The sequence below is a fragment of the Streptomyces sp. NBC_00727 genome (assembly GCF_045161745.1).
GTDB lineage: Bacteria > Actinomycetota > Actinomycetes > Streptomycetales > Streptomycetaceae > Streptomyces.
The window spans coordinates 6,903,391-6,922,264 of sequence record NZ_CP108981.1 but is presented as its reverse complement, the minus strand read 5'-3'; the positions used below and the strand labels follow the sequence as shown (position 1 = coordinate 6,922,264).

Here is an 18,874-nt window from a genome sequence, read left to right as displayed (position 1 = left end):
CCCGGCGCGCCGAACCGGTCAGCGACCTGCCCGTGCCTGCCCGGTCTCGCGCGCGCCGTCGTGCACGCGGAGCAACAGGGCCGTCAGCTGGGCCCGTTCGCGGGCGTTCAACGGCGCGAGGACGTCCTCCTGTACGGCCTGCGCGTCGGACTTGAGGCTCTCCAGCAACGCGCTGCCCGCCGGGGTGACGGTGACCGTGACGCGTCGCCGGTCGGCGGTGTCGCGGGCCCGCTCCACCAGGCCGGCCCCGCCGAGCCCGTCCACGATCTTCACGACGTCGCTGCGGTCGATCGAGAGCCGCGAGGCGAGTTCCCGCTGCACGTGCGGGCCGAAGTCGGTCAGGGCGGCGAGGACCGCCATGTGCCAGAGCCGCAGCCCGCGTTCGGCCAGCCGGTCCGCGAGCCGGCCGCGAGCCGCCTTGCCGGTCTTGGACATGAGGTAGGTCGTGAGTCCCAGGAGGCTGGGCGGGGTCTCGTTCATCGGGTATATCGTAGGGCTGAGCCAATGATGGGTGCACACCTACTAAAGGAGTCGTTGTGGACGCGCTGCATCCCCGCCTGCTGGTCGACCGGTTCGCCGACTGCTTCCGCTTCTACGACGCCGTACTGCCGACGCTGACCGGAGCCGTACGGGCCAGTGGCTGCGCGACCGGGCCGTACGCCCACTGGGACGTGGACGGGCAGGGTGTGCTGGTGCTGTTCGACCGGGGCGCCATGGCGGCGGCTGTCGGGACGGACCACCTGCCCGCGCAGGCGCCGCCGGCTCAGGACCGCTCGATGTTCGTCTGCCGCGTGGACGACGTCGACGCGGGTCTGGCGCTCTGCCTCGCCGGGGGCGCCGAGTTGGCCGCCCCGGCGTGCGACCGGCCGGAGTGGGGGCCGGGGCTGCGCACCGCCCATGTGCGGGACCCGGAGGGCAACCTCGTGGAGTTGCAGTCGTACTGACCGGTGAGCGGCGCGGTCACTTCCGTGCCCAGGCACGCATGGCGGAGCGCGAGGAGAAGTCGGCGGCATCCTTGTCGAGCGGCTGGTCGGTGTACTGGTGGATGCGCCAGGTCGCCTTGATGCGCGGCTTGCCCGCCTTCACGTAGTCGGCGATCCAGAGCCCGTCCCCGGCGTACGACGTGGTGTCGTGGTTCAGCCAGAAGTAGCGGTTGCAGTACAGCAGGACGCGGTGGTGGGGCCGCAGGCGCTTGACCTCGCGGATGAAGCGGTCCTTCTCGGAGTTGCTCGCCCGGGTTCCCTCACCGTTCTGCTCCCAGTCCACGGCGAGCAGGTCACCGGCCTTCTCCGGCGCCTTGCTCAGGAAGTACTCCGCCTGCGCGGTGATGTTCCCCGGCCACAGGAAGTGGTAGAAGCCGACGACGCAGTCCGCGTCGCGGGCCCGTTTCGTCTGGTCGGTCAGGCGTGGGTTGACGTACGAACGGCCCTCGGTCGCCTTGATGAAGACGAAGTCGAGTCCGTCCGCGTCGAACGAGGACTGATGGGCACTGACATCGACGCCGTGCAGCATGGGCACCGCCTTTACAAATGGCTGGCTCTGTTCCGCTTACCTTCCCCTCCCGCCCCCGTTCCACCCTCGCCGGAAGCATGAATGCGCGTGTGTGCCGGGGCGCACGCTCCGGCACACACGCGCGGATGGCGTGCGCGGGGTCTCAGTCGTCGAAGCCGGTGGAGCGGCTGACCTTCTCCCAGGCGAGCACTTCGGTACGGGCCGCGTCGAGCGCGCCGAGCACGGCGTCGGTCGCGTCGCTGCCGAGCGGCAGCCGCAGCGGGGTGTCCTCGGCGGCCAGCGCGGTGAGGATGGCGGCCGCCGCCTTGCCAGGGTCGCCCTCCTGCTTGCCGTCCGAGTCGGGCAGGCCGGTGCGGACCGGGCCGACGCTGTCCGCGTAGGCGTCCAGCGGCGTGGACTGCCGCAGGGCGCCGCCACCGGCGAACCCGGTGCGGAAGGAGCCGGGTTCGACGATCAGGACCTTGATGCCGTGCGGGGCCACCTCGGCGGCCAGCGCCTCGGAGAGGCCCTCCAGGGCGAACTTCGTCGCCGAGTAGCCGCCGACGCCGGGGAAGGTGAACCGGCCGCCCATGCTGCTCATCTGGACCACGGCGCCGGAGCCGTTGCGGCGCATGTGCGGCAGCACGGCCCGCACCAGTGCTGCGGGGCCGAAGAAGTGCAGGTCCATGAGGTCGCGCAGCTCGCGGTCGCTGGTCTCCTCGACCGCGCCGACGAGCCCCATGCCCGCGTTGTTCACGACCACGTCGATCCGCCCGTACCAGAGCACGGTGTCCGCGACGACGTCCGCGATGCGGGCGGTGTCGGTGACGTCGAGCTGGACGGCGACGGCGCGGTCGGGGTGTGCGGCGACGAGGTCGTCGAGTGCCCCGGGCCGGCGTGCGGTGGCGACGACGGTGTCCCCGGCGGCGAGGGCGGCCGCGGCTATGGCCCGGCCGAAGCCGGAGGAGGCGCCGGTGATCAGCCAGACTCGGCCCGGGGTGTTGTCGCGGGCGGGGGTGGCGGGTGCGGTGTTCATGTCCAACTCCGTTTTTCCATCGGCGCGTTGCGGTGATCCATTTATGTCACCCGCGCCCATGAACGGTCCAAGACCTGGATTCTCCGGAGCGATAAAAACGACTTATGATCGCGCGATGGAACTGCGCCACCTGCACTACCTCACGGTGATAGCCGAGGAGGAGAACCTGGGCCGGGCCGCCCGTCGGCTGTTCGTCAGTCAGCCTGCTCTCTCGTACGCGCTCAAGAGCCTGGAGTCCGAACTCGGCGTGAAGCTCTTCGACCGCCACGCGGGCGGGGTGTCGGCCACCCCGGTGGGACGCGATGTGATCGCCGAGGCGCTGCTCACGGTGCGCCAGGCCGAGCGGGTCACCGCGGCGGCCGAGCGGCACACCCGGGGCGATACCGGGGTGCTGCGGGTGGGCTTCGAGGCGAGCGGGGCGGGCGAACTCACCACCCGGGCGCGGGCGGAGTTCGCGCGCCGTCATCCGGCCGTACGGGTGGCGCCCAAGCGGTACGACTGGGGGCAGGAGGCCGACGCGCTGCGGGACGGTCTGGCCGACGTGGCGTTCGTCTGGCTGCCCAACGACCTGACGGGTCTGACGTACGAGCCGGTGCACACCGAGTCCCGCGTCGTCGGCCTGCCCACGGGGCACCCGCTGGCGTCCCGCTCCGGCGTCTCCGTGCTCGAGGTCAAGGACGAGCCCCTGCTCTGGACGCGGCGGGCGCCCCGGCAATGGGTGGACTGGTGGGCCGTCAACCCGCGCCCCGACGGGTCGGCCCCGGTCTGGGGGCCGACCAACGACAACGTCGAGGAGATGCTGGAGCAGGTGGCGCAGGGGTCCGCCATCTGCTTCGCGCCCGAGAGCATGGCCCGCTACTACGCGCGCCCCGACCTGGCCTGGGTACCGCTCACCGATGTCGCACCACTGCGCGTGGTCCTGGCCTGGGCGGACGGCACCGAATCGGCACTGGTACGGGGCTTCGCCCGCGTGGTGCGTGAACTCGCCTCGGAGGCGTGACGCTCAGCCGGCTTCGGGGGCCTCATCCGGGGCGGCCGGCAGGCTGTCCATGAAGGAGCTGACCGAGAACACGGCGTTGCCGGCGCCGGGCGGGCCGTAGCCGGGAGGCGAGCTGAGCCCGAACTCCTCCATCGTCGCGCGGTACGACTCCAGCAGCCGGATGTGGTACTCCAGCGGCGCACCGTCCGGGTTGGTCTTACCCAGCGGGGTCGTCGGCTCCGGGCACCATGTGGTGAAGCGCGGGGTGATGCCGTGGGACATGAAGAAGCGCAGGCCCTCGGTGGTCGAGTCGATGGCTTCCTTGACCGTGGTGAAGCCGAACGGCTCGGCCATCTCCACGCCGGCCACGAAGTTGGGGATCACGTTGCGGGCGCCGAAGACGTCGGCGGAGTCCAGGATGCGGCGGTGCCACTCGTCCCGGCCGACGTAACGCTCCTTGCCGGGGCAGTACAGCTCGAACAGCCGCCGGTCCCAGACCTCGTAGTTGGGGTGGTAGATCTGCACCCCGTAGTCGTGGAAGCGCTGGACGTCGTCCTTGGGCAGGGCCTGGGCCACGACCTTGCCGATCCAGCGGCCCGGGAAGCGGTCCTCGATGGCCTTGGCGTACTGGCCGTAGAAGTCCGCCTCGTCCCGCCCGCCGATGTGCGAGGTGATGGCGCCGCCGGTCAGCGTGTACGCCGTCGAGGTCTTCGCCGTGTCGTACCGGTCGATGATCTCCAGCGCCTCCAGCACCTCCTCGACGGGCTTGACCCCGGTGTACGGGCGTCCCGCCGCCTTGTGCTGGCGCCAGTTGTGGTTGATGTCGCAGTACTGGCACTCCTCCTTCGCGCCGAAGTACTGGCAGACGCGGAAGACGGTGAGGTAGACGAGGTAGCCCCACTGGATGGTCGGGGCGACCTCCATCACGGACTTCCCGTTGGCCAGGGTGTGCCGGTAGTAGTCCGGCATGGGCGGCAGTCCCACGTCGGAGATCCGCCGGCCGTCGAGGTAGAGCCCGAGCATCCCGTCCTCGTCCGCCGCGACGCGGTACGGGGACGCGGGGTTCACCCGCACCGAGACGACGGTGCGGCGCAGCTCGTACGGGCCGCCGGTGAGCACGATCTCCTCGGGCGGGCGGCGCAGGGCGGCCGCTCCCAGCTCGGGCAGGGTGCCGTGGTCGAAGGAGAAGATGAAGTACGACTTCGGCTTGACGTCGCCGTCCTCGTTGTCGCTGAGCGCCGACTCGTCGAAGGCCAGGCCGCCGCGCAGCAGGTCCTCCTTGATGACGGCCTCGCGCGGCACGTGCGGGAACTGCTCCATCAGCCGTTCGATGAGCCGGGTGCGGTCTGCGGTGCCGGGCTCGGTGCGGCTGGGGTCGGTACGGCTTGGCATGTGCGGGCTCCTCGGTCGGTCGTCGGCGTGTTCCGGATGCGACGTCTGTGCAACGAACCACGGCCGCGGGGCGTTCTCGTCCCCGCTGCCGGATACGTCACTCCCCGCTTCCGGATCTTATGTGACCGGCCAGTAAGGTGTGGGGGCGGGAGCCCGTCGGCCGTGCGGCCGGCCCGACGCCCGGTGGTGACCGCAGCCGGCCGCGGAACGGAAGTGCCCCATGTCCCGCACCATGTCCGTGTCGGACAGCGTCGTCGTGCTCGCCGATCCGTCCCATGTGTACGAAGCGGTCAGCGATCCGACGGCGATGGGCCGCTGGAGCCCGGAGAACCTGGGCGCGCGGGTGCGGGGCGAGCGCCGGGAGGCGTACGCGGGCATGGTCTTCGACGGCCGCAACAAGCGCGGTCCGGTGAGCTGGACGACGCGGTGCACGGTGACGGCGGCCGATCCGGGCCGGAGGTTCGCGTTCCGCGTCCACGCGATCGGTGTGCGGCGGCCGTTGCTGCGCGGGCCCATCGCCACGTGGGAGTACCGCTTCGAGGTGGTGGAGGGCGGCACCCGGGTCACGGAGACCTGGACCGACGACCGCCGCGCCTGGCCGGACGTCGTGGCGAACGCCTTCGACCGGGTGGCCACCCGGGGGCACACCTTCGCCGTGTTCCAGCGCCGCAACATCCGCACCACGCTGGAACGCCTCAAGGCGGCGCTGGAGGCCCCGGACGCCTGACGGGTCAGTTCGCCCAGTGCCCGGGGCGGCTCAGGGGCGAGGGGAGCCGGGTGGCGCCGCTTCCCTTGGCGGCGTTCACCTGGGCCTGCGTCAGGAAGAGCGCCCCGGTCAGGTCGGCGCCCGACAGGTCCGCGTCCCGGAAGTCCGCCCCGATGAGGTCGGCCAGGCGCAGGTCGGCGCCGCTGAGGTCCGCCGCGATGAGGTAGGCGCCGCGCAGGTCGGCGCCCCGGAGATCCGCCTTTTTGAGCCGGGCGCCCATGAGGTCGCCGCCGCGGTGGTCGCGCTTCTTGCGCCCCGGGGCCGTGGCGCGGACGAGCTCGCTCACGCGCCCGAGGAGCACGGCGACCTCGCCCCGGTGGGCCGCCACGTCCAGGCCGGCCAGGGCGGAGGCGTCGAGGCGCGTCAGGGCCTCGGTCGCTTCGAGGGTCTTCCGTATCTCACCGCGCAGCGGGCGGGCCCGGGGCAGGGTGGCCGCCTCCGTGAGGTACCAGAGCAGTTCGTGGAGCTGCCGGACGACCGGGAAGACCTGGAACATCTCCTGGGCGGTCTCCGGGGCGCCGCGCCAGTCCCGGCGGCCGTAGATCTCCACCGACACCTTCTGGCCGGCCCCGAAGCAGTCGTAGACGGTGCAGCCGGGGAAGCCCTCGGTGCGCAGCCGGGAGTGGATGCCGCAGCGGAAGTCGTCCCGGAGGTTCCGGCAGGGCGTGCCCGCCGCCTTGTTGACGGCGAAGTCGGCGGAGCGCGTCAGGGTGAGCGCGACGCAGCACAGTGCGAAGCAGTTGCCGCAGTCGGCACGCAGGGCGGCGCGGTCGTCCCCGTTCGGGACGGTGGCGCCGTGCGCCCGTTCGTTTCCGTGCGGGCGGTCGTTGTCGGGCACGGTGCGGGGATCCTCCGGGGCGCGGTGTTCGTGAGCAGCACCGGAGCCTACCGGCTTCGCGCGCGGTCCTCCGTTGTCGGTGGGGCGGCGCACACTGGCAGCAGAGCGGTACGGGGAACAGGACGAAGGGGTTGCGCATGGGCGCCGAGGAGGGGACCGGGTTCGAACCGGCCACCGGGGACGGCCCGTCGGACCCGGGGCAGGCGCGGGCGCGTGCCGCTTCGGTCCGGTCGGCGTTCGCCGGGCTGCTGCAGATCAGGCGCCTGGCGAATGGCGGCCGGGCCGACCCGGAGTCGGTGCCGGCGCCGTGGGAACTGCACCGTCCGGTACGGGCCGTGGCGCTGGCGCTGGAGGCGGCCGGGCTGCCCGCCTCGGCCGTTGGCCCGTCAGGGGGGCGCACGGCGAAGGGGTACCGGGTGGCGGCCGGGTCCTCGTCGGGCACGGCCCGGGTGGAGTGGCCGGGCCCGCCCGGCAGCGGGGCGGCGTACGAGGAGGAGGGCGAGCTGAACCGGTGCGCGGCGGCCCTGCGGGAGTTGGGCTGGACCGCGCTGCTCTACCGGGGCCCGCGCGGCCGCCGGTTCCTGGAGGTCGAACCGCCGGCGGGTGCGCGTCGGCCGGACGGCCGATAGTCGCCGTGCCGCGCCCCTCACCGACGGCGGCTGTCAGACCCATGAGGAATGCTGGTGGGTCCCAACACCTCTGACCTGGAGATGCTGAGATGCGCAAGGACGAACTCGCCGCGGCGCAGGCGTATGTCCGTTTACTGGAGGCGACCCGTGCGGCCCTCTCCGACCCGGACGACGGCCCGCTGTATCTGCCGTTGCTCACCTCGCCGATGGAGGAGGCCGACGGGGCGCTCCGGCGCGCGGGGCTCTCGGGCAACGAGACCCGGTTCTTCGAACTGGTCAGTTCGCTGCGGCCGAGTCTGACGGGCAGCGACCGCTGAGGCGTTGAGGGCGGCGGCCCCGGACGCCTCCAGGGCCGCCGGGGTCTCAGCAGCCGGCCTCCGGGAGCGGTGCCAGGCCGAGTTCGCGGTCGCCGAGCAGCGCGAAGTGCCGGGCCACATCCTCGTCGGTGACCTGGGAGAGCTCTGCCGGGTTCCAGTGCGGGTCGCGGTCCTTGTCCACGATCTGGGCCCGTACGCCTTCCACCAGGTCCGGTCCGGCGAAGGCGGCGGTGGAGACGCGGTACTCCTGGTCGAGGACCGCTTCGAGGCCGCCGAGGCGGCGCGCCCGGCGCAGACCCTCGAGCGTCACCTTGAGCGAGGTGGGCGCTTTGGCCAGGATGGTCGCCGCGGCCTGTTTGGCGGCGGGGTCGCCGTGGCCGGCGAGGCGGTCGACGATCTCCTCGACGGTGTCCGCCGCGTAGCAGGAGTCGATCCAGCCGCGGTGGGCTGCGAGCACACCGCCGGTAGCAGGACGGGCGTGCCGCTCGACGGCCGCGGTGACGGCCTCGGGGGTCGTGCAGTCGGCCAGGGAGGCGACTAGCGCGGCGATTCCGTCGGCGGGCACGAAGTGGTCGGCGAGTCCGCAGAGCAGGGCGTCGGCCGCGCCGACCGACTCACCGGTGAGCGCGAGATGCGTACCGAGTTCGCCGGGCGCCGCTCCGAGCAGATACGTTCCGCCGACGTCCGGGACGAATCCGATCCCGGTCTCCGGCATGGCGATGCGGGAGCGCTCCGTGACGATCCGGACGGAGCCGTGGGCGGAGACCCCGACGCCGCCGCCCATCACGAGGCCGTCCATCAGTGCGACGTACGCCTTGCGGAAGCGGGCGATCCGTGCATTGAGCAGGTACTCGTCCCGCCAGAATTCCAGGGAGGCGGTGCCCCCGGCCAGGGCGTCGTCGCGGACCGCGCGGATGTCGCCGCCCGCGCACAGACCGCGCTCCCCCGCGCCGGTGAGCAGCACGGCGACGACGGCGTCGTCGCTCTCGGCCGCGTCGAGCGCGTCGGCCAGGAGCCGCACCATGGCGTGGTTCAGCGCGTTCAGGGCGCGGGGCCTGTTGAGGGTGAGGTGGCGGACGCGTCCTTCGGTGTGCAGCAGGACGGGGTCCTCGTGGTTCATGCGTGCGCTCCGGTCAGCCCTGGTGCCGTACCGTCCGCCGCTCGGGGGACGGTCTTCCGCTGCCATTGTGCGCGGCGCCCTGCGCGAGGGGGCCTCGGGGTGGGGGCGCGCGGTGCGTGACGGTTTCCGCTGTGGCAGGCGTGCTGGACCGGCCGGACAATTGAGCCACGCCGTACGGCGGACCCGCCGGACGATACTCGGAGCTGGAATGAGCGATCAGAACCGGCCACCGGTCGTTCCCGGCCCGCACGGCCGGCCGACGGACAGGACGCCCGGCGGTGAGAGCGTCACGGCCGAGCGGCTCGCCCTGAACCGGACCGGCAGTTTCGAGTGGGACCTCGACGCCGGGACGCTGGACATCGACGAGGCGGGCCTGCTGGTCTTCGGCCTGGACCCGGCCTCGTTCGACGCCCGTCCGGAGTCGCTGGCGGCGCTGCTGGAGCCGGAGGAGCTGGCCCGCCTGGACGTGGCGACGGACGAGGCGTTCCGGAGCGGGGACAGCTCGTACAGCGTCCACTTCCGTATCCAGCTCGTCGACGGGCGCGATCAGTGGACGCACGTCCAGGGGCGCATTCTGCGCGGCGATGACGGAAGGGCGCGCCGGGTGATCGGCCTGGTCCGGGACGCGACGGCCGAGGTCACCCATTCGGCCTTCGTGCTGGACCTGGAAAAACGCCGCCAGCGGCAGACCGATATCGTTGAACGGACAACGAGCGCCCTGTCGCGGGCGGTCACGGTCGACGACGTGACCGCTGTCCTGACGGGACCGGGCGGCCTGGCCCGGCTGGGCGCGGACGGGCTGGCGCTGGGGCTTCTGGACAACGCGGCGCTGAATGTCATCGCGGTGAGCGGCGAGTCCCTGGAGCTCATCGACGAACTGGGGGCGGGGCGCCTCGACCCGAAACTGCCGCTGGCCGACACCGTGCTGAGCGGGCGGCCGCGATTCATGAGCTCCCTGGCGGCGCTGACCCGGCGGTACCCGATGCTGGAGCCGTACGTCGGGCGCATGAAGTTCCGGGCGGCGGCCTATCTGCCGCTGGTCGCCCAGGCGCGGTCGCTCGGCGGGCTGGCCCTCTTCTACCGCGAGCGCACCCCTTTCACCCCCGACGAACGCATTCTCTGCCTGGGACTCGCCGCGATCGTCGCCCAGTCCCTGCAGCGGGCCAAGCTGTTCGACGAGGAACGCGAGTTCGCCACGGGGCTCCAGTCCGCGATGCTGCCGCGCCGCATCCTCGACATCGAGGGCGGTGAGATCGCCGTCCGCTATCACGCGGCGTGGAGCGGACGCCAGGTCGGCGGTGACTGGTACGACGTGATCGCCCTGCCGAAGGACCGCTTCGGGATCGTGGTGGGCGACGTCCAGGGCCACGACACGCACGCCGCCGCGATCATGGGCCAGCTCCGGATCGCGCTGCGTGCCTACGCCGCCGAGGGCCATCCCCCGGCGACGGTGCTGGCCCGGGCGTCCCGGTTCCTCGCCGAACTGGACACGGACCGGTTCGCCACGTGCACGTATGCCCAGGTCGACCTGAAGGCCGGAACCGTCCGGGTCGTGCGGGCCGGCCATTTCGGGCCGCTGATCCGGCACATGGACGGCCGGGTGGGCAGCCCGCAGGTGCGTGGCGGCATGCCGCTGGGCATCTCGACCGACTTCGGCGACGAGGAGTACCCGGAGACCCGGCTCGACCTGGTGCCGGGCGAGACGCTGGTCCTGTACACCGATGGTCTCGTCGAGGAGCCCGGCGCCGACATCGACGCGGGGGTGCGCACCCTGATCACCGAGGTCAGCGCGGGACCGGCGGGGGCCGAGGCGCTGGCCGACCACCTGTCGGACCGGCTGTGGGAACGCTGGGGCTCCGGTGACGACGTCGCGCTGCTGGTGCTGCGCCGCAGCCCGGACCCCGGATCGCCCCGGGCGCCGAGGCTGCACCAGTACATCCACCAGGCCGACCCGGAGGGCCTGTCCGAGGCCCGGACCATCGTGCGCCAGGCGCTGACGGACTGGGACATGGCCGAACTCGCCGACGACGCCGAGCTGGTGACCGGGGAGCTCCTGGTCAACGTGCTGCTGCACACGGAGGGCGGTGCCGTCCTCACCCTGGAGGTGCTGCCCGAGCCGGTGCGCCGGGTGCGGCTCTCCGTGCAGGACCGGTCCAGCGCGTGGCCCCGCCGCCGGTCACCGGGCGAGACCGCGACCTCCGGCCGGGGACTGCTCCTGCTGGACGCCGTCGCCACCCGGTGGGGCATCGAACCGCGCGGGGAGGGCAAGGCGGTCTGGTGCGAGATCGGACCCCGGGAGCAGCCGTGAGGGATCCAACGGCAAGGGGCGCACCACCACGCCGTGCGTGACAGTGCGCCCCTCCGCCTGCTCATCCCGGGCGCTGTGCGCGACCGGGCGGGCCTGCTACGTCAGTGCTGCGCGGTACGGCGCTTGCGCACCGACCACATGATGCCGCCGCCGGCCAGCAGCACGGCAACGGCCGCGCCACCGATGATCGGCGTCGCGGACGAGGAACCGGTCTCGGCCAGATCCGGCGAGCTGGGGCTCGGCGTGGCTGCGGCGGGCGCAGACGGCGAAACGGACTCGCTCGGCGTGCCGGTCGGGCTGGGAGACGCCGTGGTCGGGGTCTCGGACGGCTTCGACGCGGACGGAGTCGGCGTCGGCGGGGGCGTCGACGGCGGCGTGCTCTGCTCGCAGACCAGGGCCGTCTTGGTGTCTTCCTTCGAGTAGCGCTCGCCGTCCCCGGCCTTGACGACCAGGTGCACCGTCAGGGGCTGGTCGTGCTTCGGCAGGGCGAGCGTCTTCTCGAACTCCTTGCCGAACTTCTCCGTCGGCAGCAGGTCCTTGCCGTCGACGGTGACGGTCACCTCGTTGGTGACACCGGCGTTGTACTGGGTGAGGTGCAGGCTCACTTCGTCACAGGTCACGTCCCAGGTGGGGGTGTGAGCTGCGGCCGGACCGGCGGTGAGGACCGCACCGGACAGGCCGACCACCGCGGCGGCGGCGAGAGTTCCCGCAGCGCGCCACGATCTCCTGGGTATGGTCATGGATTTTTCCTCCGAAGATGTTTCGCGCCCGATTGGGCGGTGCAGCGCACAGTACTGCCCGCATCCCCGATGTGTGCACCCGCCCCACAACCGAATCTGTGTCACAACAACCCCCACATCGTCGCCGGTTGGGGCATGCCGGACAGCAGACGCCCCCCGGGTGGTGGCGTGAAGTGAGCACTCGGCGCCGGACGGTGCCGATGGGCGCCGGCCGCGGGCCTCCTGCGCCCTCCGGTCGGTCCGGCGGAGGTGGCAGCCGCGTCATCGGCCGGTCAGAGCTTGCGGTGCATGTTGTGCAGTCCCACGTAGCCCACGGCCGGGTGGTGGAACCCCTCGGGCAGGGTGCCCAGGATCTCGAAGCCCAGCGACTCGTACAGCCGCACCGCCGCGGTGTTGGTCTCCACCACCGCGTTGAACTGCATGGCCCGGTACCCGGCCGTGCGCGCCCAGTCGATGGTGTACTCGCACAGCGCCCGGCCGACACCCTGCCCGCTGTGCCGGGGGGCGACCATGTAACTGGCGCTGGCGATGTGCGAGCCGTTGCCCATGTGGTTCTTGTTCATTTTCGCCGTGCCGAGGACGGTCCCGTCGTCGGCGACCGCGACCACGGTCCGGTTCGGCGGCTTCAGGAGCCACCAGTCGGCGGCGTCGGCCCCCTGGAGGTCGAGCGGGTAGGTGAACGTCTCGCCGGCGGCGACGATTTCACGGAAGAAGGGCCAGATGGCGGGCCAGTCCTCGGGGGTGGCTTCCCTGATCAACATGGCGCCCAGAATGCCTGGCCGTCCCCCGCGCCACCACCGGTTATCCGGAACGCCTCGCACCGCCGCGCCGTGGCCGGCGTCGCCCCACTCCCCGGGCCGCCCGGGACCGGAGCCGGGCCAGCAAGCTACGCGGCCCCGCGGAACGGACCGCAGCGGGCGGAACGGACGGAACAAGCGGCAGGCCGAGGTCGTCGGGCTCTCGTGGTGACATGAGGCTGCGTGAGCCGGGCTTTCCCAAGGGCGTCGCCGTCTTCGCAAGGCTTCCGGCCACAGCCGCGCTGTCGCCCGCCTCCTGCGCCGCCGGCCCCGTCGAGGCCGCGGACAAGGCAGGCGGGTCGTCCGGCCCCGCCCACCTCTCGTCTCCCGGACGTGGCGCCTGGCGGGCCTCGCGGGCAGCGTCCAGCTCCGTGATGAGGCTGATCCGGCGCCAGAGGATCTCGTCCGGTTCGTCCGCGGGCATCAGCCGGGCCAGCGCCTCGCGCCCGGCGACCGACCCCCTTCGGCCGGACACCGCTTCCGGCCCGACCCTGCCGAAGTGGGCCCGCTCGTAGGGGTCGTCCACCACCTCCGCCAGCTGAACCGGGTCCAGGCCCTGGGCCACGATCGCCGCGCGCGCCCAGGGGTCCTCGGTGAGGGCCAGCAGGCGCTCGATCCGGCGCGAGCGCCAGTTGCGCGGCCGCCAGTCGCCTCCGGCATCCAGGCGGCTCCGCATCCAGGGCGGGCTGTTGCCCACGAGCAACTCCGGCGACCGGACCCCCAACGCCTCGACCTCCTGGGCGAGATAGACCCATACGACCGCCCGATAGCGGTTGAGGTAGAACGCGACGGGCGTGAGGCACCCGGCCCTGGCCAGCCGGGTGAAGCGGACGGGACTGATCCCGAGCAACTGGGCGCCCTCCGCCGTCCCGACCGTACGCACCCGCTCGCGGAGCGCGTCCGGGAAACCGCCCTGGGACCGCAGGCGCGCGATCTCCTCCCGGCCCACCCTGGGCCGGCCGTCCGGTCCCGTCCGTACCTCGACCGCCCCGAGGTACACCGCGAGATCGAACTCCCTCCGCTTGAGTTCGAGTTCCGTCGCGGCGCGGCCGGCGGCGACCGTGGAGTCCAGGCCGTCACACACGGTGCTGAACCCCGGCAGCGATTCCGCACGGGTATCGGTCGTAAAGCCCGTGCCTGTACGTGTTTTCGTCGTCGACATGACGTCACTCCCCCGCGAGTCGCGAATACTCTCTGTGACCAGAGTAGCCGGGGAAGTCAACCGCCGCCGGGCCTGTGGATAACTCCACGGGCCCGGCGGCGGCTGTCCTCGCTTCCGTCAGAGCCGGCTGACTCCCCCGCTCCCGTCCTGTCGCGAGTCCACGCCCAGGTGCTGTCCCACGCGGTTGACCAGAAGCGTCATCTCGTACGCCACCTGACCGACGTCCGACTCCGCCTCACTCAGCACACACAGGCAACTGCCCTCCCCCGCAGCCGTCACGAAGAGCAGTGCCTCGTCGAACTCCACCATGGTCTGCCGGGCCTTGCCGGCGCGGAAGTGCCGCCCCGAGCCACGGGCCAGACTGTGCAGCCCCGACGACACGGCAGCCAGGTGTTCGGCGTCCTCACGGGCCAGCCCGGTGCTCGCGCCGGTCACCAGACCGTCGTTCGACAGCACCAGGGCGTGCCGTATGTGCTCCACCCGGTTGGTGAGATCGTCAAGGAGCCAGTCGAGTCCCCTGTCCAGCGCCATTCTGTTTCCTCCCCGTTCACGCGTTCCCCGTACCTCACTCGTGTGCCAGCCTTGCGCACGGGTCACGTACGGGCAAGCACGCCGCTCCGGCCACCGGTCCGGAAGCGTTCGGCGGGGTTCAGCCGTAGGTGAGGTTCGAGCAGGGGTCGTCGTCCGCCGATCGGGCCTCGTCGGCGAGGTCGGCCGGGGCGCCCGGCGCCGGTGTGGTTGAGGCGGTGTCCGGCGCGGCCGACGGCTCGGCCGCGTAATCCTGTCCGACAGTGACCTGAATGCCGCTCCCGGCGCCGGTGGATTCGGTGGTCCGTGCGCCCGGGAAGAGCCTTGCCGCCGTGCGGGCCTGTTCCCGCAGGCCGGGGCCGTACTCGACGACGGTTGAGGACCGGGTCTGGTCCTGTGCGGTGGCGGTGCCGGTGACGGTGAAGTCGTGGGCGCGCAGGAGACCGGCGGCCTTGGCCGCGAGGCCGGTCACCGTGGTGCCGTTGTACACCGCGACCTGGATGCCCTCGCCGGAGACGGCGGGCTGCGAGGCCTTGGGCGAGGCGGTGGCCTTCGCCTCGGCGTCCAGGGGGCGGTCGGCCTTCAGCGCCGCCCACAGCGCGTCAGCGTCGGGCTCCACGACGGCGACGCGCTCGCCCTCGTAGCGCCAGGGAACGGTGATGAACTTGGTGTTGTGCAGGTCGATGTTCTTCATCGACAGGGCGAAGGAGAGCAGTTTGTCCGCCGAGCCGAGCCCCGGGTCGACGGTCATCGCTTCGGTCGCGGCGTTGGCCAGCGGCAACAGCGTGGTGGGGTTCATGCCACGCGACTTGACCTTCTTCACCAGGGAGGCGACGAATGCCTGCTGCCTCTTGATCCGCCCTATGTCCGAGCCGTCACCGATGCCGTGCCGCAACCGTACGTAGTCCAGGGCGCGCCGGCCTGCCACCGTCTGCGGGCCCTTCTCGAAGACCAGGGAGCCCCGGGTCGTGCGCTTCGGATTCAGATCGCGCTGGTACACGTCCTTCGGCAGGCACACCGGCACCCCGTCGACCGCCGAGGTCAGTGCGGAGAACCCGGCGAAGTCGATGACCACCGTGTGGTCGACGCGCAGTCCGGTCAGGTGCTCGACGGTGTTCTGGGTGCAGGCGGGGTTGCCCTCGACGGTCTCCCCCACCGAGAACGCCCCGTTGAACTGGCTGTGGTGCTGCGGCGTCGTCCAGCTGCCGTCGGGCTTCCGGCAGGCCGGGATGTCCACCATGGCGTCGCGGGGAACGGAAACGGCCACGGCGTGTTTGCGGTCGGCGTAGACGTGAAGAAGGAGCACGGTGTCCGAGCGGCCGACCGCCCCCGTTCCGCCGCCCAGGCCCTTGTTGTTGCCCGAGCGAGTGTCCGACCCGATGACGAGTACGTTCTGCCCGCCGGACGAGCCGGGGGGGCGGTCCCCGGAGATGCCGTCGGCGCTGAACGTGTCGATGTTGCCGGTCAGTTTCAGGTATCCCCAGCCGACTCCGGCGACCAGCAGGACGAGGAAGGAGAGTGCGGACACCGCCGTCCGCCGCAGACGGCTTCCCCTCCCGCCTGTCCCTGTCCCTCTGTTCCTGCTTGTCATGGGCCACCCCGTTCGTACGGCTGCCGCACGGGGCGGCCTGTCGGCCGCGCCCGTACGGTCGTGCTGTTGTGCGGTTTGCTGGTTGTGAACTGCGGTGGTTTCCTGTGCCACCGCACTTCACCATCGTCGATCCGATCCCCTGTCCGCACAGGAGCACCGGAAACATTGACCGGAAGAGGCCGTGGGGCGACGAGGGAAGAGGCGTCTTCCCCGTCCACCCGTCGAGTAATCGGGCCGCACACCGCCCGCGCCCTGGGCAAATCCTCGCGATTCCTGAAGAGTGGGGCACGGCCGTCGTTCGTTGCGGGCGACAGCCGGGCCATCGCCCGCCGGAACGCGCGAGCACCGGTCGGTGAACCACTGGATCATTGGAGGAAGTTCATGGGTGTGACCCTGGCCAAGGGCGGCAACGTCTCCTTGTCGAAGGAGGCGCCCGGCCTGACCGCGGTGACGGTCGGCCTGGGCTGGGACGTACGGACGACGACCGGCGCCGACCACGACCTCGACGCCAGTGCACTGCTGTGCGCGGAGAGCGGCAAGGTCGTCTCGGACCTGCACTTCGTCTTCTACAACAACCTCAACAGCCCGGACGGCTCCGTCCAGCACACCGGGGACAACCTGACGGGTGAGGGCGAGGGCGACGACGAGTCCATCAACGTGAACCTCGCGACGGTCCCCGCCGAGGTCGCGAAGATAGTCTTCCCGGTCTCCATCCATGACGCGCAGAGCCGGGGGCAGAGTTTCGGCCAGGTGCGCAACGCGTTCATCCGCGTCGTGAACCAGGCCAACGGTGTGGAGCTCGCCCGGTACGACCTCAGCGAGGACGCGTCGACGGAGACGGCGATGGTGTTCGGCGAGCTGTACCGGCACGGCGGCGAGTGGAAGTTCCGTGCGGTCGGCCAGGGGTACGCCTCCGGCCTGGCGGGTATCGCGAAGGACTTCGGCGTCAACGTCTGAGCACGGCAGGCCCGGCTCCGCGTCGGCGGAGGCCGGGCCTGTTCCGCTCGCCCGACCTTCAGCCGGAGGCCGGGGGTTCCGATTCCCGTGCGGTACGGCTGATGGCGCTCGGCCACCAGGCCCGGGGGCCGATGTCCACGACCAGCGCCGGGGCCAGCAGGGACCGCACCACCAGCGTGTCCAGCAGGACACCGAAGGCCACGATGAACGCGATCTGTGCCAGGAACGCCAGCGGGATGACGATCAGCGCGGCGAAGGTGGCCGCCAGCACCACGCCCGCCGACGTGATGACGCCGCCCGTGCTGACCAGGCCCCTCAGCATCCCCTGGCGTGCTCCGTGTTCCAACGCCTCCTCGCGCACACGGGACATCAGGAAGATGTTGTAGTCGACGCCTAGCGCCACCAGGAACACGAATCCGTACAGGGGCACCGACGCGTCCGTGCCGCTGAAGCCGAAGGCGTGTTTGAAGACCAGGGCCGAGACCCCGAGGGTCGCCAGGAAGTTGAGGCCGACGGTGGCCACCAGCAGCACCGGCACCAGGACGGACCTCAGCAGGCCCATGAGGATCAGCAGGATGATGACGAGCACCACCGGCACGATGATCGAGCGGTCGCGCTCGGCGGTGCGCTGGGTGTCGTACTGCTGCGCCGTGTAACCCCCGACGAGCGCGTCGGCGCCGGTGACTTCGTGGACTGCGGTACGCAGGCGCCTGACGGTCTCCGTGGCCGCTTCGCTGTCCGCCGCGTCCTTCAGCGTCACGTCGATGCGCACCCGGCCGTCGACGACGAGCGGCTTGCCCCCGCCGGGCCGGCCGGACGCCGTCACGGGCGCGGCGGAGGCCACCCCGGGCGTCGCCTCGGCCGCCGCGGTCACCTCGTCGGCGCGGCCGGCCTTCGCGACGACGACGGCCGGGTTGCCGGAGCCGCCCGGGAAGTGCTTGCCGAGCGTCGCCTGGGCGGAGACCGACGGGGCGTCGTTCACGAAGATCTCGTCGAGCGGGACGCCCTGCGACTTCAGGGTGGGCGCGAACGCGGCGCAGGCGATGAGCACCACCGCGCAGGACAGCCACACCTTGCGCGGGGACCCGTCGACGCGCGCGGCGATCCGGCGCCAGATGCCGTGCCCGCCGGTCGCCTCGTCCACGGCGCGCGGCTTGGCCGGCCAGTACGCCGCCCGGCCGCACAGCACCAGCACGGCGGGCAGGAACGTCATCGTGCTCAGCACCGCGCAGACGATGCCGATGGCACCGACGGGCCCCAGGGCGCGGTTGTTCGTCAGGTCGCTGAGCAGCAGCGCGAGGAGTCCGAGGGCCACGGTGGCGGCGCTCGCGGTGATCGCGCCGAAGGAGCGGCGCAGTGCGGCGAGGGCGGCGGTCGTCCGGTCGCCGTGCCCCGCCAGCTCCTCCCGGAAACGCGCGGTGAGCAGGAGCGCGTAGTCCGTGGCCGCGCCGATCACCAGGATCGACAGGATGCCCTGGACCTGGCCGTCCACGAGCACGACGTCGTGGTCCGCGAGGACGTAGACGACCGCACAGGCGAGCGCGAGCGCGAAGACGGCGCTGAGGATGATCAGGAAGGGCAGCAGCACACTGCGGTAGACCAGCAGGAGGATCACCAGCACGGCGGCCAGCGCCACCCCCAGCAGGAGTCCGTCGATTCCGGCGAAGGCGTCCTTGAGGTCAGCCTGGGTGGCGGCGGGTCCGGCGATCCGAACGGTCGTGCCCGTCACCGAATCGGCCGCGTCACGCACCCGGTCGAGCGTGTCCGGCAGTTCGTCGCCCAGGTCGGAGCGCAGTTGCACGACGCCCGACAGGGCCTCGCCGTCCTCGGACGGCAGCGCGGGCGAGGGCGTGCCGACCACGCCGGGCTTGCCCTGCAGGGAGGCGAGCGCCTTGGTCGCCGACGCTCCGGCGTCACCCGGGAGCCCGCCGTCAGCGCCCGTCCACACGACGATCGCGGGCACGGTCCCGGACCGCTGGAAGGCCTTCTGCTCGTCCGCGACCTTGGTCGACTCGGCGCTGCGCGGCAGGAACGCCGCGCGGTCGTTGGTGGCCACCTCGCCGAGCTTCCCGGCGAAGGGCCCGAGGGCCCCTCCGATGCCGAGCCACACGACCAGGAGCGCTACGGGCACCAGCCATCGGACGACGCGGTGCCTCGGTGGGGGCTTCATTGCTTCCTCAGGGGTCGACACATGACACACATTGCCCGAAGTATCTCGGCCAT

19 protein-coding genes are annotated in these 18,874 nt (G+C 71.8%); 7 read left to right on the top strand and 12 right to left on the bottom strand.

Annotated features, from left to right (window positions below; genetic code table 11):
* Nucleotides 1-18: 18 nt before the first annotated feature.
* Nucleotides 19-480, bottom strand: coding sequence for a MarR family winged helix-turn-helix transcriptional regulator (locus OG242_RS31160; protein ID WP_405901343.1), 462 nt, complete (start codon nt 478-480; stop codon nt 19-21).
* 56 nt (nt 481-536) lie between these two features.
* On the opposite strand from OG242_RS31160, the gene OG242_RS31155 reads away from it, so the two are divergent.
* Complete coding sequence (locus OG242_RS31155; protein WP_405901342.1) at nt 537-944, top strand: VOC family protein; 408 nt, start codon at nt 537-539, stop codon at nt 942-944.
* Between the two features lie 16 nt (nt 945-960).
* Here OG242_RS31155 and OG242_RS31150 read toward each other — a convergent pair whose 3' ends face one another.
* Together OG242_RS31150 and OG242_RS31145 are read right to left on the bottom strand one after the other, a co-directional pair.
* Nucleotides 961-1,512: a glycoside hydrolase family 25 protein gene (locus OG242_RS31150; RefSeq protein ID WP_405901341.1), complete on the bottom strand. Its 552-nt coding sequence runs from the start codon at nt 1,510-1,512 to the stop codon at nt 961-963.
* A gap of 142 nt (nt 1,513-1,654) precedes the next feature.
* Nucleotides 1,655-2,527, bottom strand: a complete 873-nt coding sequence (locus OG242_RS31145) for an oxidoreductase (protein ID WP_405901340.1) — start codon at nt 2,525-2,527, stop codon at nt 1,655-1,657.
* Nucleotides 2,528-2,642: 115 nt separating this feature from the next.
* Between OG242_RS31145 and OG242_RS31140 the strand changes: the two genes are divergently transcribed.
* On the top strand, nt 2,643-3,527 hold the full coding sequence (locus OG242_RS31140) for a LysR family transcriptional regulator (protein ID WP_405901339.1): 885 nt from the start codon (nt 2,643-2,645) through the stop codon (nt 3,525-3,527).
* A 3-nt stretch (nt 3,528-3,530) separates the two neighbouring features.
* Here the strand turns inward: OG242_RS31140 and OG242_RS31135 are convergent, their stop codons facing one another.
* A complete protein-coding gene (locus OG242_RS31135; RefSeq protein WP_405901338.1) occupies nt 3,531-4,898 on the bottom strand; it encodes a radical SAM protein in 1,368 nt (455 codons plus the stop codon).
* A gap of 220 nt (nt 4,899-5,118) precedes the next feature.
* On the opposite strand from OG242_RS31135, the gene OG242_RS31130 reads away from it, so the two are divergent.
* Nucleotides 5,119-5,625: an SRPBCC family protein gene (locus OG242_RS31130; protein ID WP_405901337.1), complete on the top strand. Its 507-nt coding sequence runs from the start codon at nt 5,119-5,121 to the stop codon at nt 5,623-5,625.
* A gap of 4 nt (nt 5,626-5,629) precedes the next feature.
* Here the strand turns inward: OG242_RS31130 and OG242_RS31125 are convergent, their stop codons facing one another.
* On the bottom strand, nt 5,630-6,502 hold the full coding sequence (locus tag OG242_RS31125; RefSeq protein WP_405901336.1) for a pentapeptide repeat-containing protein: 873 nt from the start codon (nt 6,500-6,502) through the stop codon (nt 5,630-5,632).
* Between the two features lie 137 nt (nt 6,503-6,639).
* Between OG242_RS31125 and OG242_RS31120 the strand changes: the two genes are divergently transcribed.
* Together OG242_RS31120 and OG242_RS31115 are read left to right on the top strand one after the other, a co-directional pair.
* A complete protein-coding gene (locus OG242_RS31120; RefSeq protein WP_405901335.1) occupies nt 6,640-7,131 on the top strand; it encodes a hypothetical protein in 492 nt (163 codons plus the stop codon).
* Between the two features lie 89 nt (nt 7,132-7,220).
* Entirely contained in the window at nt 7,221-7,448 is a 228-nt protein-coding gene (locus OG242_RS31115) for a hypothetical protein (RefSeq protein WP_405901334.1), read from the top strand.
* 46 nt (nt 7,449-7,494) lie between these two features.
* On the opposite strand, the gene OG242_RS31110 is transcribed toward OG242_RS31115, so the two are convergent.
* A complete protein-coding gene (locus OG242_RS31110; protein ID WP_405901333.1) occupies nt 7,495-8,568 on the bottom strand; it encodes an enoyl-CoA hydratase/isomerase family protein in 1,074 nt (357 codons plus the stop codon).
* 208 nt (nt 8,569-8,776) lie between these two features.
* Between OG242_RS31110 and OG242_RS31105 the strand changes: the two genes are divergently transcribed.
* Nucleotides 8,777-10,876 carry a SpoIIE family protein phosphatase gene (locus tag OG242_RS31105; protein WP_405901332.1) on the top strand — a complete coding sequence of 700 codons (2,100 nt, stop codon included), beginning with the start codon at nt 8,777-8,779 and terminating at the stop codon, nt 10,874-10,876.
* 101 nt (nt 10,877-10,977) lie between these two features.
* On the opposite strand, the gene OG242_RS31100 is transcribed toward OG242_RS31105, so the two are convergent.
* The 5 genes from OG242_RS31100 to OG242_RS31080 form a co-directional block, all read right to left on the bottom strand.
* Complete coding sequence (locus OG242_RS31100; RefSeq protein ID WP_405901331.1) at nt 10,978-11,616, bottom strand: LAETG motif-containing sortase-dependent surface protein; 639 nt, start codon at nt 11,614-11,616, stop codon at nt 10,978-10,980.
* Nucleotides 11,617-11,888: 272 nt separating this feature from the next.
* Entirely contained in the window at nt 11,889-12,377 is a 489-nt protein-coding gene (locus tag OG242_RS31095; protein ID WP_405901330.1) for a GNAT family N-acetyltransferase, read from the bottom strand.
* Nucleotides 12,378-12,417: 40 nt separating this feature from the next.
* On the bottom strand, nt 12,418-13,497 hold the full coding sequence (locus tag OG242_RS31090; protein ID WP_405901329.1) for a DUF6397 family protein: 1,080 nt from the start codon (nt 13,495-13,497) through the stop codon (nt 12,418-12,420).
* 195 nt (nt 13,498-13,692) lie between these two features.
* Nucleotides 13,693-14,106 (bottom strand): roadblock/LC7 domain-containing protein, encoded by a 414-nt coding sequence (locus tag OG242_RS31085; protein ID WP_405901328.1) that lies wholly within the window; start codon nt 14,104-14,106, stop codon nt 13,693-13,695.
* A gap of 118 nt (nt 14,107-14,224) precedes the next feature.
* Nucleotides 14,225-15,631, bottom strand: coding sequence for an LCP family protein (locus OG242_RS31080; protein ID WP_405901327.1), 1,407 nt, complete (start codon nt 15,629-15,631; stop codon nt 14,225-14,227).
* A 444-nt stretch (nt 15,632-16,075) separates the two neighbouring features.
* Between OG242_RS31080 and OG242_RS31075 the strand changes: the two genes are divergently transcribed.
* Nucleotides 16,076-16,651 (top strand): TerD family protein, encoded by a 576-nt coding sequence (locus OG242_RS31075; protein WP_405901326.1) that lies wholly within the window; start codon nt 16,076-16,078, stop codon nt 16,649-16,651.
* Between the two features lie 58 nt (nt 16,652-16,709).
* Here the strand turns inward: OG242_RS31075 and OG242_RS31070 are convergent, their stop codons facing one another.
* Nucleotides 16,710-18,821 (bottom strand): MMPL family transporter, encoded by a 2,112-nt coding sequence (locus OG242_RS31070; protein WP_405901325.1) that lies wholly within the window; start codon nt 18,819-18,821, stop codon nt 16,710-16,712.
* Between the last annotated feature and the right edge of the window lie 53 nt (nt 18,822-18,874).